11 protein-coding genes are annotated in these 14336 nt (G+C 46.6%); 10 read left to right on the plus strand and 1 reads right to left on the minus strand.

Features of this window, described 5'->3' with window-relative positions:
* Positions 1-10: 10 nt before the first annotated feature.
* Positions 11-1123, minus strand: coding sequence for a site-specific integrase (locus AC2TF6_RS22200; protein WP_491308527.1), 1113 nt, complete (start codon positions 1121-1123; stop codon positions 11-13).
* Positions 1124-1290: 167 nt separating this feature from the next.
* On the opposite strand from AC2TF6_RS22200, the gene AC2TF6_RS22205 reads away from it, so the two are divergent.
* The 10 genes from AC2TF6_RS22205 to AC2TF6_RS22250 all read left to right on the plus strand — a co-directional run bounded on the left by AC2TF6_RS22205 (position 1291) and on the right by AC2TF6_RS22250 (position 14325).
* Complete coding sequence (locus tag AC2TF6_RS22205; protein WP_491308528.1) at positions 1291-1458, plus strand: hypothetical protein; 168 nt, start codon at positions 1291-1293, stop codon at positions 1456-1458.
* Entirely contained in the window at positions 1415-3982 is a 2568-nt protein-coding gene (locus tag AC2TF6_RS22210; RefSeq protein WP_491308529.1) for an RNA dependent RNA polymerase, read from the plus strand. The genes AC2TF6_RS22205 and AC2TF6_RS22210 overlap by 44 nt, the downstream gene beginning before the upstream one ends.
* A 9-nt stretch (positions 3983-3991) precedes the next feature.
* Positions 3992-4822, plus strand: coding sequence for a hypothetical protein (locus AC2TF6_RS22215; RefSeq protein ID WP_491308530.1), 831 nt, complete (start codon positions 3992-3994; stop codon positions 4820-4822).
* 213 nt (positions 4823-5035) lie between these two features.
* Positions 5036-5755, plus strand: a complete 720-nt coding sequence (locus AC2TF6_RS22220) for a hypothetical protein (RefSeq protein WP_491308531.1) — start codon at positions 5036-5038, stop codon at positions 5753-5755.
* Positions 5756-5812: 57 nt separating this feature from the next.
* Positions 5813-6589: a YomU family phage tail tube protein gene (locus AC2TF6_RS22225; RefSeq protein ID WP_491308532.1), complete on the plus strand. Its 777-nt coding sequence runs from the start codon at positions 5813-5815 to the stop codon at positions 6587-6589.
* Positions 6590-6704: 115 nt separating this feature from the next.
* Positions 6705-7184, plus strand: coding sequence for a hypothetical protein (locus AC2TF6_RS22230; protein ID WP_491308533.1), 480 nt, complete (start codon positions 6705-6707; stop codon positions 7182-7184).
* Positions 7177-7347: a hypothetical protein gene (locus tag AC2TF6_RS22235; protein ID WP_181024339.1), complete on the plus strand. Its 171-nt coding sequence runs from the start codon at positions 7177-7179 to the stop codon at positions 7345-7347. Before AC2TF6_RS22230 ends, AC2TF6_RS22235 begins: the two co-directional genes overlap by 8 nt.
* 49 nt (positions 7348-7396) lie before the next feature.
* Positions 7397-13099: a phage tail tape measure protein gene (locus AC2TF6_RS22240; protein ID WP_491308534.1), complete on the plus strand. Its 5703-nt coding sequence runs from the start codon at positions 7397-7399 to the stop codon at positions 13097-13099.
* Positions 13096-13677 (plus strand): phage tail domain-containing protein, encoded by a 582-nt coding sequence (locus AC2TF6_RS22245; protein ID WP_317952046.1) that lies wholly within the window; start codon positions 13096-13098, stop codon positions 13675-13677. Before AC2TF6_RS22240 ends, AC2TF6_RS22245 begins: the two co-directional genes overlap by 4 nt.
* A gap of 12 nt (positions 13678-13689) precedes the next feature.
* Complete coding sequence (locus tag AC2TF6_RS22250; protein ID WP_218229194.1) at positions 13690-14325, plus strand: hypothetical protein; 636 nt, start codon at positions 13690-13692, stop codon at positions 14323-14325.
* Positions 14326-14336: the final 11 nt, after the last annotated feature.

A 14336-nucleotide genomic window follows, 5' to 3' on the forward strand; every position in this document is an offset into this window, starting at 1 on the left:
CACAAACCGGTCACGGATTCAAAATCGCATTGATCCGGTCTGCCACTTCCCTTTGCATGCTTGGCGATACGTGACTGTAGATATCGAGAGTCACTCCTATTTTCGAATGGCCGAGACGCTCCGATATCAATTTCACGTGAATGTTCTGCTCGATCAGCATCGTGGCATGGGTATGCCTCATGGAATGAAAAGGAATATGAGGAAGTCCCGCCAAGCTCACATCCTGTTGATAACGTTTGGTTAGATTCGAGGGGTAAACCGTTTTTCCGTTGGTGAGATTAAAAATGACGAGATCCATGTCGATGAACCGGCTGCCCCGTTCTTTTTTTACTTGTTCGTACTGTTCCCGCTGTTTGTTCAGCACTTCGATTAACCGGTCCGGCAGCGAGATCGTTCTGACGCCCGCTGAAGTTTTAGCTCCGCTCTTAATACTCTTCCCGTAATTGGTCAGACGCTGGTTGACGGTTAGGATTTTTTTGTCGAAATGAATATCCTTCCACCTCAACCCGAGAATTTCGCCTTGTCTCATTCCGGTCAGCAGCGCAAGGGAGTACGCACAGTGATAACGGCTGTTCCGCGTCTTCCGCAAAAAAGTATTCGCCTGTTCCACGGTCCACACGGCCGCTTCTTTTCTGACCGCTCTGGGCAAAGCGACTTTTCTCATCGGATTTTGTTTCATAAGCTTAAAATCGACGGCTTTATCCAGCGATTGCTTGAGTACAGAAACGACGCGGTCGATCGTATTGCGGGCAAAACCGTCCCTGTGCATATCGTTCACAAACTGTTGACAAGTATGGTCATCCAAACACTGGAGTTTGATAGCTCCGATTCTGGGGCGGATATGATTTTTAACGTACAACCCGTTGTTATAATAAGTCGTCTCCTCACACTGAAATTTTCTTATGTGCTGAAGCCAGTAGGCGAGGAAGTCGTCGATCGTCATCCTGCAGGTCTCGATATATGCTTGGTCGCGGACCGCCTTCTGCAAATCGACCATATGCTCGCTCGCTTCTCGCTTCGTTTTAAATCCTCTGCGCCGGACTTGTCTCCGCTTTCCGTCCTTGTAGTAGTCAAATACGAACTCCCACTTCTCCGTTTTGCCGTTTTTAAATATAGAGGCCATTCGACGGATCACCTCATTTCCGGTTCATGTTTATGCCCGCGCCAAATTGTCCCATTCCGATTTCCGGTGATAAGAGAAATAATTGCTTGATTTTTATTTTAATTTTTTACTTTATATGCTATGATCTGGATGTTACCTTACTATATCTTGGAAAAGGAGGGATACCGATGAAAATGACCGGATTTTCTATCCGTACATGGCAGGACCAGTACTATGACGGCCCGATTGAGGAACCTGCACTAAAGAAAAAATATGCATCCGTCAGAAAAGCAGAGAAAAGGGGAGCTTACGGTGAACGTAAAAAAGACCTATACGCTATTAAAAATAAATATTAAAGATATTCATAAATCTAACTACGATCTGAAATTAAGTTCCGACGACGAAAAAAGCTGCCAAGTCAAGCAGCAGGACTCTCCCCTGCTCCGGCAGTTAAACATGGTGAGGGGCTGCGAGCTAGAACGAGTTAACGAGTTGATTATCGTGGAAGCCAAGCATACCCCGAAAAATCTGGAGCTTCTGGCGGTTCTTATTAACGAAGGCTTCCTCTATAACGGCAGACGGTTTATCCGGTTCGGCAAAAGCTCGTCTCAGGCCAAGGACGGAATGACCGTATTTGTAGATCAAACCTATTATGCCGGTCTGATGGAACGCAGCCAGTTGGGTGTTCCGGTGCGGCAGTGCGTCATTCCCAAATATGAAAGCTACCGCTGCCTGATTTTCAGTTCCTGCCAATTCGTCGATACGGAGAAGCTCCCCTATATCGTGATGGTGGACGAATACAAGAAGATTCTCCCGGCTCAGCATGTCCGTTATGCCTCTATACAGGATAAGGAGTACACGGACCCCGCGACCGGCGAAACGAACGTGTACAAAAATCAGAAGCGGATAGAGGAAGGCTATCATGATGTCGGCCTGTCCCCTTTTGACGGATTCGGCGTTCATACGAAAGAAATCAGTGAAGTTTTCAGCCGGGCTCTCGGCTTGGATTATACCCCTGCCGGCTATCAAATCCGTCTTCCTTTTCTGAAAGGAATGAGTGTAGAGGCGCCAATCCGTGACTTTTACCGGGATCAGGGCATCACCCATGTGCAGGATATTTTCGGCGAATCGCATCCTGTGGAGAAGATCGACTGCATCTGGAATGTTTCCATGTGGAAAGCCTACGGAATTTTTAAAGAGGGGTTTGGCGAAAAAGCCTGGAAAACGTATCTGGAACGGCTCCAAACATACGGGTATCAGATAGGCCTCAGCAAGTTTACTCACCACACCAAAGACATTCCCGTCTATGCCAAGCTGAATTTTCAATATTTGCAGTGTCTCGATCTGAATAATCCCGCCTATTCCCGGCAATTTAAGCAACCCGATAAGAATTACGATATTCTGGATGAGAACAACCACGGGAAAATTATCCGGCTTTCAAGGTACACAACCGATTTGTTCGAAAAAATCATCAAAGGCAACAAATTTTATACCCTCAAGTTTCTGGGCATTCACGATACCGACACCAATTCTTTGACCAGCAAATATATTCAAGCCGTTCTTATCAACGACCGGATGCTCACGGACCCTCCTTTTCGCAACATGTTAAAAAGGAAATTAAACAAAGCCATTACCCAAATGAAATACGGGAAAATTTACACGGAAGGCTTCTATCATATTATCGTGGGAGATATTATCGGCTATCTCGAATACTGTGCCGGGCTTGAAATAAGAGGCTGCTTGGACGCGGGGCAGTTTTACGCTCCGTCGCTTCCGGATGGAGAATGCCTCTCTTTTAGAAGTCCGCTCGTAGACCCGTCGGAAGTGAATAAAATACGTTTGGTCCGTAACGAGATAACAAATAAATACTTGAAATATTTCAAAGATCAAGATTTGTGTATGATTAATATTCACGATCTTACGCTTCCCCAGCAGGGGGGCGCCGACGAAGACGGAGACAGCTTCTTCCTCACAACGAACGAAATTCTTATCGGCAGCAAGATAGACAAGCCTATCGTGATCGATATGGATGACAAGCAGGCGGTAACTCCGGTCGATTACAACGCGGAAAATATTCTTCATTACGAATGCAACAGCCGCGATAACCGCATCGGAGAGATTACCAATATCGCGACGGCCATCTTAAATCAGGTGACGGAGGACGAGGGATCCCGCAAAAGAAACGAGGACAACATTTCACTTCTCCGCTTGTATCAGGGTAAAGAGATCGATTTTATCAAAACCGGGTACAGATGGACACTCAGCAAGCAGCTTCGTACTTACATGAAAAAGATTCCTTACTTCCTCCTCTATAACTATCCTAAGAAATTGGAGGTCTACAACAAAATCAAAGAAGCGAACAAAACGGCCGGTCACGACGATAAAATTCCGCTTAACGCATTCAGATCCCCTTCCGCTTTAAACGAACTGTGCGATTACGCCGCCCAATGGGAGCGGAAGAATCTGATCTGGGATCGCACAGCCGGCAGCAACGGCGATCTGCTGATCGATCATGAACTGACGCTGACGGATCAGGAGCTTATGAGACAGATCAAGCGCTTGTTAAATCGCTTCAAGACCGATCTCAGGAACGCAATCGTTGAAGAAGAAGACTTGGGCCTAATGATAGAGTCCTATCAGGAGGAAATTCGCAAGATTCCGGTTGAGAAACAACTCCTTGCCAACTATTTCATTAAAGTCTCCTACCGGACGGTTATGGAAGACAAAATCTTATGCTGGTCCGTTTTCGGTGATATCATGCTGGAAAATTTGAAACGAAACACGCCTGGAGGCAGACGCAGCACGATCCTGAAAGCCGATTTCACCGAAGAAGGGGCTTACGAGTTCCTCGGTAAGTACTACAAACTAATGGAAGAATAGAGGTTGCCTATGTTTCTTAACGAGCTTCTGGAAGATTACACCGCTTCCGCCGATAAGGAAGAGCTTGTCCGTGAATTTACCCGCCTTCTGTGGCAAAGTGGCTGTACCTCAAAAAATTATTCGAGGTTTTATACCTTTAAAATAGATGGTTCCCTGCTTGGGAACCGTCCCGAGCTTATAGATTTCTTCTCGGAGCACAACCGGATTCCTTACACGGTAGCCAAAAGCTTCTATAAGGGCGCTCTGGAACCTGTCGATTATATTCGAATTCATGTGAATAATGTGTATGCCCGGCTGTGCGATCCGGATGTTTATTATGATAAAGCCTACTATGTCTGCCTTCAGACCCCCAAGAAGGAATATTACAAAGCCGTTCAGAAAGTGAAAGACGACGAAAAAGTAGACCTTGAAACGATCCGGGAAAACATAGCCAAAGAATACGCGGCGGCCGAGCTTATCCGTCAGCAATGCCGTCACAATAAACTGGAGCTGTCTTGGCCGGAATATAAACACCTCATAAACGGGTTTATCCGGCGCATTATGGACAACTATCTATCTATAGAAGAATACGAATCCAGACACGGCTGGGAAATAAAAGCTTCCATAGACGGGTGGAGCGAGGATAACTACGCGATCAAATATTTTTGCAGATGCCTGACGGGATACATGCAGAACTATATCCGCGACCGCAGGCCGAAGCCCGTGAAGAGGAAACCCTGTATCGTTTGCGGAGAAGAGTTCATCTATAAAAGCAGCAAAAAGCAGTACTGCGATCCTTGCAAACGCAGCAAGCAGCTTCAGTGGCAGACGCAGAGCATGAAGAAAAAAAGAAAGACGTGAAGTCGTTATCCGGTATTTATCAGAATGGGAATAAAAATAAATAATTACAATAATACACCTAAATGGACGGGTGTATTTTTGTTAGCGTAAGGAAGCTGTCCTAGCTTCCATTTATGTATTCCCGATTCCTTTAAAGTTCGCCGGCACTTCGAAAGGAAGGTGATTCCCCTCTTGCAGCAACAAACTATCATGTACATGGAGTAGAGCTATCTAATGGACAATCGTCTCGGTATTTTTTTAGGAAAACCTGTTGATGTGCTGGGTCTGCCTATCCACTCTCCCACGATTCATGAAATCGCCGAATTGGGCGAAGTTGCTTACAACATCTATTTGACGCTTGCCACTTTTAACAAAGAAAACGTGCTGAAATATCTGCTGCGGCTACCCGAGCCTAACGTTGAACTTCTTGAGCAGGCGGATGCCTTCGAATTGTTGACGGCTTCCATACCCATTCGTAATGAGATCGCCAAAGCGCTCTCCTTCTTTACGAAACAGCCGATTGTTTTCGATGAAGAGAGAAACGGGTTCTACGGAACAAGCGAGGCCTCGGTCAACCGCAAGAACTATAAGAATTTCATTTCGGTCATTCAGGAGACCAACGGGATTTCGGAGCAGGATAAACAGACGGTTTCGTTTAAAAACGACAAAGCCAAAAAGATGTACAACAAGCTGCAAAAGCTGAGAGATCAGTACAAGAAAACAAACACATCGGATTCGCTGGGTCTCAAAGATATTCTGTCCATTCTATGCAATGCCGACGGAAACGGGATTCATATCTTCAACGTCAGCCAGCTGACAATTTACCAGGTTTACGAACAATTCGAACGTTTAAACCTCAAGGAACAGCATACCCGCCTGCTCCGGGTATGGGCTAACGGTTATCTGGGCAAAGACGAGCAGCTGCCCGAATGGATTGTAAAAAGCCGTTTATAACCCCGCAAGACCATCCAAACAAACCAAACAACCACAATCTTAGGAGGATTTACTACTATGGCACTTAATCTTGGACGTTACGGATCCAGAGAAATCATGGATCTTCAAATTTTTAACTTTGCGACTAAAACACCGCTTCTCTCGATGGACTATGCCACTTCCGCACAGACGGAAAACACGGCCGCTACGGTGTACGCACGCGGCGGTGCCGGCAATGCTCGCCGCATCGCATGGCACGGTGACAAAGAAACCAAAGTCACGATCGAAACCAAAATCTTCACGATGCAGCAGCTTGCCATGCTGGCCGGCGAAGATATCGTATCCGGCTCCCACGAAGTTTACAAACGTGAAGTGCTGAAAGTCGAAGACGACGGCACGGGCAAGAAACAAATCAAGCTGAGCAAAACACCAGTGGGCACCAACAAAGACGTGGCCGTATTCGAATACGTCAATGGTGTTCTCGGCAAAGGCCAAGACGTGGAATCCATTGCTGCCAATACGCTGAAACTGGCGGTTTCGGCCAGCATTGCGATTGGTGCGGAAGTGGAAGTTTACTACCGTCAGCTGGCTACGGACGCGCACAAGCTGTCCTTTACCGCCAAAGGATTCCCTCCGTATGTGTTCCTTGTCGGCGATACTGTATATGCGGATGAAGTTTCCGGCGAAATGGTTTCCGCTCAGCTGCAATATTTCAAAGCCAAGCTGCAGCCTAACTTCACCATCGCGAACTCCCCTACCGGCGACCCGAGCAGCTTGACGCTTGTATTCGACGTGTTCCCGGTTAAAGTAGGCGGCGTAGATACTCTCTACGACATGATCGTACACGAAGATTAAGAACAGACCGGACAGAGGGCTTCCCTCTGTCCTTTTTTTAAATAACGAACTTGAGGGACTTGGATAGCGGGTTCTTGAATCCGATTATTTAACCGATAAGGAGAGCTGTGCCATTATGAGCAAGAAAGAAAAGAACTTGTCCTTGCCGCAGGTCAAACGACAGAACAACCAGATTTATAAGGACAAAAAGCGAATTGTGCTGGGTCAGTCCAAGCTCGATCTCGATATGATTTTCCGCCCGTCCAAAACCAATGAATTAACGGCCGAATTTATCGGTCTCATGCAGCAGGCCATGAAAGAAGCCAAGCCTTTCGACGCGGGGGCCGCAATGGGACTCACGGTGGCGCTTGTCATCCGGTATTTTACTTCCATTGAAACCAACGCCAAGTCCTACGAAGAACATCTCGATATGCTTCGCCAGCTCAAAGACGCAGACTACTTGGACACCATTATGGATGCTTTTGAACTTTCCGAAGTCGAGCGCGTATTCGAGGAAATCCAGCGCAGCATCACAAGTCTGACAGCAGAAGTGAATAAATCGCTGCAAAACGAATTCGCAGACAATTCCCCCGAAGGAGACCAAGCCGATGCCTAGATATGAGCTCTCGCCCAATATGGTGATGAATCTCTTGAAGTTTTTGAACAAAACTCCTCTGGAGGGCTTCGATCAGCAGGATGCCATGTACGAGATCAGGACGGTCTTGCATCAGCCTCTGGATGAGTCCGTTTCCGATTCGGCTGAAACGGCCGGGAAATGACGGAGCCCTTGCAAACCGGGATTATCAATCTTAAGAAAGGAGTGACGATATGAACAATCTTAATATAGTAACAATCCTTCCCGAGGCACTTAAGGCAGCTGCTAACTCTTCTTATATGGAGCAAATTATAAAGTTCCTGAAGAATGGAATTACACATGTCAACGAGCTTAATAAATCACTGACTCAGCTATCCATCATTTTCAACGAGAGTCAAAGAGAAGTTCAAAAATACAGTGTCAGTATGCAATCACTTGGACAAAAGCTGAATGTCAGTTCGAAAGAAATCGCGAATGTAGCCGTAGAATTTGCCAGACAAGGGCTAAACCAGCAGGAAATGCTTAAACGAACAGAGAACACGGTCCGATTTGCCAAAATTTCAAACCTCGATTATGCGGCATCCGCTAAAATTTTATCTTCAGCCGTATCGGCGATGAATGTGGATATGGTGCGCGCATCTGACGTATTCTCTTATCTAGGGAATGCCAGCTCTTCTACGGCCGGGGAAATAAGCGAGGCTATCCAAATTATTGGCGGATCCGCTAACGGAATCGGTGTAAATTTTGAAAAAGTCAGTTCCTGGGTTACTGCTGTCTCTTCCAAAACAAAAGACTCTGCTTCAACCATCGGAAATTCAATCAAAACAATTCTGACGAGAATGCAGTCGCTCAAACAAACCGGATCCGATAAAGAAGATAATACTCAGCTTTATCAGGTAACCAAAGCACTGGAAGACGTCAACGTCAAACTGAAGGATAATAAAGGAAATTTCAGAAACTTCGGGGACGTAATGGACGAGCTTGGAGGCAAGTGGGAAGGGCTTACGACCAAGCAGAAAAGCTATATCGCGGCAACCGTTGCAGGAACCAGCCAACAATCCGGCTTTGCGAATTTAATGGAGAGCTACGGAGATAGTTTAAAATACTATGAAGGAGCTTTAAATTCAGCCGGCACGGCGCAAAGGCAATTTTCCCAGTGGCAGGAAGGCAGTGAAGCCGCTGTAAACCGATTTAAAGTTGCAACTGAAGGACTTTGGCAAAATGCCTTTCAATCGGAGTCCATCGTTATCTTTATGGATGTACTGACAGTAGCTGTTCAAGCGCTAGGTATCTTTGTGGATGTTATAGGGCCGGTCCCTATCCTTTTGGGCGGCGTTTCCGCCGCTATGCTGATGCTCAATACAAACTTCAGAACTGCCGCGGCAGCTGGAACACTTTTTACGGGTGTTACAGTAAGTATGACCGCAGCTTTGGATGCTGCAAAAGTAGCTTTTAGAGGGTTCCTTTCCGCCACTTTAATAGGCGCAGGGCTTGCTGTAGTAAGTTTAGGCTTGGAAAAAATTATCGGTCTGTTTTTTAAAGCGGAAAAGGAACAGCCTAACTTCGATAAAATGAACGAAAGCCTGGCTCAAACGGATGCGAATATCAAACAGATGGAGCAGCTTAATGCCAAGTACAATGACAGCAAGCTTACTACCGAAGAATTAAACAGCGTCCGCGAGAAAATGGTCGGTATCATGCCGGAAGTCATCGACCATTATGATGCCGAAGGCAGAGCGGTTCTCAAAACGTCTCAAGAGATCTCGGAACTGATCAAAAAAGAGAAAGAATTGGCTCTTGCCAAGAAAAAGACCGAACGAGATAATCTTTCTTCTACCCTTAGTGATGACGCCGAAAAAATTACAACCAGCAAAAAAAATCTGGCGACTATCCAACAAAGCCCCGAATACAGAAAATCCAAGGCGAAGCTTGAGGCAACCGAATATGTGCAAGATTACGTCAACAAAAATAACGTAGATCCGTATTTGCTGCGAGTCGATCCTACAGAGCAGAAAAAATTACAGCAAGATATTAGAAATATTTACGACTCATTCGATCTTAAAGGCGGATCCATTAATTTCGTCAAAAACCTTATGGAAGAATTTAACGGAAATCTTCCGGTTGCTGTAGAAGTTGCCAGGGCCAATTTCGGTAAACTCCGGGCGAATGTCGACAAGGAATCACAGCAGATTAGGGAAAGCAGTTTAAATTTCGGAAAGGGATTTCAGCTGATTAACGAAGTCGTTCTGGAAGAGTCCGGAAATACAGACAAAAACACAGCCTTATTTCTGGACAAATTCAGTTCAGCATTTAAAGATTCCACCTCCATAGACAATTCTAACTATATGGGTATTCTTACCTCCTATGAAACCATGGTAGTTAAGCTTAAAGACTATGTTGCCGCCAACAAAATCGATCTAGGCAAGTTAATGGCCTCAGGCGATACAAGTCAGCTGGAAACGATGCTGGCTAAAGTCGGCGTAAAGGGCGAACAACTCACCGGGATTATGGAGAAGTTCCGAAAAGCCTCTTCTTCAATTGGAGATAACAGAGCGGCTTTGAACTTGCAGGAAAATTATAAAGCTCTTGCTGATACGACCAAAAGGGCAAAAGATGAAATCGGACCCCTTAACCAGCTAATAAGTGACGTCTCGCAAAACCAAGTTTATTCTGCGGATGCCATAGCCGAACTCATCATTAAGTATCCGGAATTAAGCGATAATATCATCAAAACGGCAGACGGATATAGTATTGAATTAAGCGCCCTTGACGCCCTTCAAAAAAAGAAGGTAGAAAAAGCTGACAGTGATGTGGAGCAGGAAAGAAAATCATCTCTTGCCGCACTCAATAACTCCATGATGCGTCTTCAAGCTTACGGTATTGAAGCAGGCGGAATACGATCACTGGAAGATGCCAAGAAAAAGAAAGCTGAGCTCCTTGAAAAAAAACACCAGTTAAATAATCCGGATCCCGCTCATTACAATGCTCTTGCTATGATTGAGAACAAGCGAGATTTGAATCCACTTTTTGACCAGTCCACCGATGATTTAGATGCTTTTATTGAATACTACCAACAGATGGATAAACTGTCCAAGCTCATCAACTCCCCGACTTTCGGTGTATCCGGCAAAAACAAGAGCAGCGGAAGTTCCTCCTCCTCCCCCGCCAAGCAAGAAGAAGCGCTTAAAGACGCTCTGGAAGAGAAAGATAGGACCAAGGAGCTTATCACCACGTTCAATCAGGAACACGAAGCGCGCAAACGCGTCAATGACCAGATCGAACGGAAGATCAAGCTGCATGAACAGAACAAGAACTATAACGATGCGATTGCGGAAACCACCCGTCTCTACGAGTCCCAGAAGAAATCGCTGGAAGAGCTTAATGCGGCGAACGATAAGATGCGCGGACAAGCCGATACCGTCCGCACGGAAGGGGCACGCTTTAACAAAAGTTCCTTGAGCAACCAGGATTACTTCGATACGTGGTTCGACCCCAATAACGAGGGAACGAAATCATTCTCCGATGTGATGGAATCGTATGAAGTCCGCTCCCAGCAAGTACACGATGCCAGGGGAAGGTCCAACGAATCGAAGAACAAGGAACTTGACCAGATCAAGCAGGAACAGGACGAAGTGCAGCGCTTATTCGAAAAGCTTCAAATGCTCAAGAACGCATACAACGCCAACGGTGATAAAATTAACGAGATGACGGAAGCGCTGAACAATTCGTACGACTCCCTCCTTCGTCTGCGCAAAGACGGTCTCAGCTACTCGCTCGGGCATCTCGACAGTTCCATTGAAAAGATTAAGAACAGTATGGGAACCCATCTGGAGACCGGTGAAAATTACCGCAGGGATTTGAGCAACCAGCTTCTGCTTGTCAATGAGAAAAAGTTAAAAATCGACGCGGAATTGAAAGTATCCCGCGATAACATCGATTCCGGCAAGCTGACTCCCGAACAGATCCGTAAGGAAAAAGACTCCATCGAAGAAAACGAAAAGCTGGCGATGAACATCTCGAACGAGATCAGCGAAGCGGCCTACAAAAGAGCACAGAGTACGGTGAAAGAAGCGGCCCTGGAGGTTGAGAAATATTCGGACATGCTGGACGTTTCCAAGAAGCGCATGGAAGCTTTGGAGGAAGGAACGGCGGAATACAGCAAAGAGCTGATCAACCAGGGAACGATTATCCAGAGCAAGATTGCTGCGGAGAAGCAGGTACAGCTTACCCTTGAGGAACAGATGAAAACCGCCGGTTTGACGGAAGTTCAGTGGAACGATTTCAATAAACAGCTGCAAACTTCCATCAAGAATCAGCTTGATCTTCAGATCGCGATGAACAGCACAAGCCAAGGCCTCAAAGCTCAAGCAAGCAAGCTGGCCGATGAAGTCATCAACTTTTACAAGGAGATGTACGGCAAACAGAAGGAAGTTCTCCTGGCTGGAATCCAGACGGAAATCGAGGAGCTGGAAAAGGCTCATAAAAAGAAACTGAGCATGCTGGATGAAGAAATGCGCAAGCATGAGGATCTGATCAATGCGCAGCTCAAAGCCATCGACGATAAAGCCAGTCTGGATGACTATAACAAACAGCTTGGCAAGCTGACCTCGGAAAAAAACGCCTTAATTAATGAGATTAAGAAGCGTGCACTGAATACGACCGTTGAAGGCAAAGCCAAGGTCGCCGAGCTGGAAAAACAACTGGCCGATAAAACGGCCGAAATCGAAGATTTAACGACCAATCGCGACCGGGAACAGCAAAAGAAAAGTCTTCAGGAACAGCTGGATAACAAAAAGAAATATATTGATGAAGAAACCCAGCTCGAAAACAAAAAATTCGAGAAAGAGAAAGACGATCTGGACGATAGAAAAAAGAGCGTCGAGAAATTTTACGAGGAGCAAGTCAATAACGAGAAGAAATTCGCCCAGATTCGTTCGGATATCCTGAAAGGAAATATTACGGAAGCGACTAAGGAGCTTAATGCTTTCAGCGCCTTCATCAACGGCAATATGACGACGATCGGTGTTAACATTTCGGATAATCTCCTCAGCAAAATCACTCAATTTTCGACGGATTTGCAAACAACTTCCGAAACCATGGCTTCCACTTTTATGCAAACTTCTGCCAGTATCGAAAACAATCTCATCAAGCAGCTCGACGTTCTGATCGGGAAGCTTAAAGAGGTCGAGAAGCTGAGTTATAAGCCTACCGCCTCCTCCCCGCTCTCAGTAGACGAGATTCTTAAAAATATGCAGAGCAACAGTGATGCTTATAATAAGACAACTAACGCTGCGGAAAAGGCAGGGTACCATCAGGCCAACCAGGCATATATGGAAGAACTGCGTCGCAGAGGAATTAACATCCAATACAATCCCGCGACGGGCAGCTACGTGACTCCGGGTGGAGTGGATCTTTACAACTATCGAAATCCGTTCAATATGCCGGATGAGGATTTTAAGAAATATTTGAAAAATAAAAAGATTTATGAAGATCCGACATCTTCTACAGGAGCAAGAAATAAAGCCGCTGAAGACAATGACCGCTTACGTAGAGAACACAACATTCAATCCGACGACTATACCTACGCAGAGCTTGAAGCAGCCACCCGTTTCGACACGGGGGGAATGACCCCTTCCTTCGGCACGGGGCCCAAAGTAGCGCTGCTGGACCAGAAAGAAATCGTTCTGGCTCAATCGGATACGTCGAATCTCTTGAAAGTAGTCGATATGACTCGTTCCATTATCAACGGGGTGAAGTCGTTCGACTTCAGCAGACTGAATCCGTTTGCCATGGCATCCGCTACGAATACGAGCACCAACATTCAAAAAATGGAAATCACCATTCCTGCCGATGTGAAGGAACCGGGCGCGGGCAAACGGTTTGCGCTTGACTTTATCAGCGGGCTTGAAGCGAGAGGAGTTCGGATCCAGACATGAAGGAAGCGATGCACTTTTATTTCGACGGCCTCTACTCGGTAGATATGGGACTCATTAACTGCAGCATGGACACCGGATTTTACGAAGAAACGTTTTTGGCCGAACGTTCCCTGCAGGAAGACAGCGTCCGCGGACGGGCAAATCCTTATTTTCAGGGTATTTCCTCTTCTCCGTTGACGTTTGATCTGACGTTCGCTTTTGAAGACCGCTATGACGAAGAACATCTGCGTAAAGTCGCCCGGTGGCTCAATGTGGACTATTACAAGCCGTTTTATACGGAAGCCAACCCGGAGCATATTTATTACTGCATGCCGGTTTCCGGCTCCCAGCTCTTTCACAACGGGGGCAACCAAGGCTATATTCGCCTGACGATGAGATGCGACGGACCTTACGCCTACTCCCCCAAGTACACCTCAAGGCTCTACGAATGGGACGAATCGCCGATCCGGATCGAGCAGTCTTCATTTAAGCAGGGAACCTTGAACGGAGTTATCCTCAACCAGTCGGACAAAATTACACTCGATCCCCAGAAACGAACGTGGGCCTCAGTGCCCGCCAACAAAAGATGGATCGATTAAGGAGGTGCCTGAATGTCCACTTTTACTCAAAATTTGCAGCTCACTATGCCGGAGCTCACAGATGAACAGCATCAAACCATTCTCGAACTGGCGGACAACTTCCGCATCCTCGATGAAGCAAGCGAGAAAGCGGCCGATACGATTCCGGTAAACGGCATGTACAAGAAAGGCCATCGGATTTGGAATACCGACCTCAAGATCGGAGGTTATGCCGGCTGGATCAATCTCCGCTTCGGGGAAGCGGCGCCCGCGTGGCAAAGCTTCCGCCGATACCGGGCGGGCGATCTTGTCGTTCCGGCTGCGGATAACGGGCACTATTACAAGTGCATTCATCCCGGAACCAGCGGTGTTCACGAACCCACGTTCCCGACAACCGCGAAGGGGACCGTCGATGACATCAAAAACTCAACGACGTGGGCACCCGCCAAAAACTATGTTCACTATGATATCGTCGTTCCCAAAGTACCCAACGGGTACTTTTTTGTTTGTACGATAGCGGGGCTTTCCTTTAATTTCGAACCGAACTGGATTGCCAGCGAGGGAGCGGCAACGGTCGACAACAACGTGACCTGGATCGCCTACCCCATTGCAACCTGGGAAGAACAGGGTACGCCCTGCCAATTCCGTCCTTTCGGAAAAATCGAGTAGGTGATGATCAT

Source organism: Paenibacillus sp. JNUCC 35 (assembly GCF_058269095.1).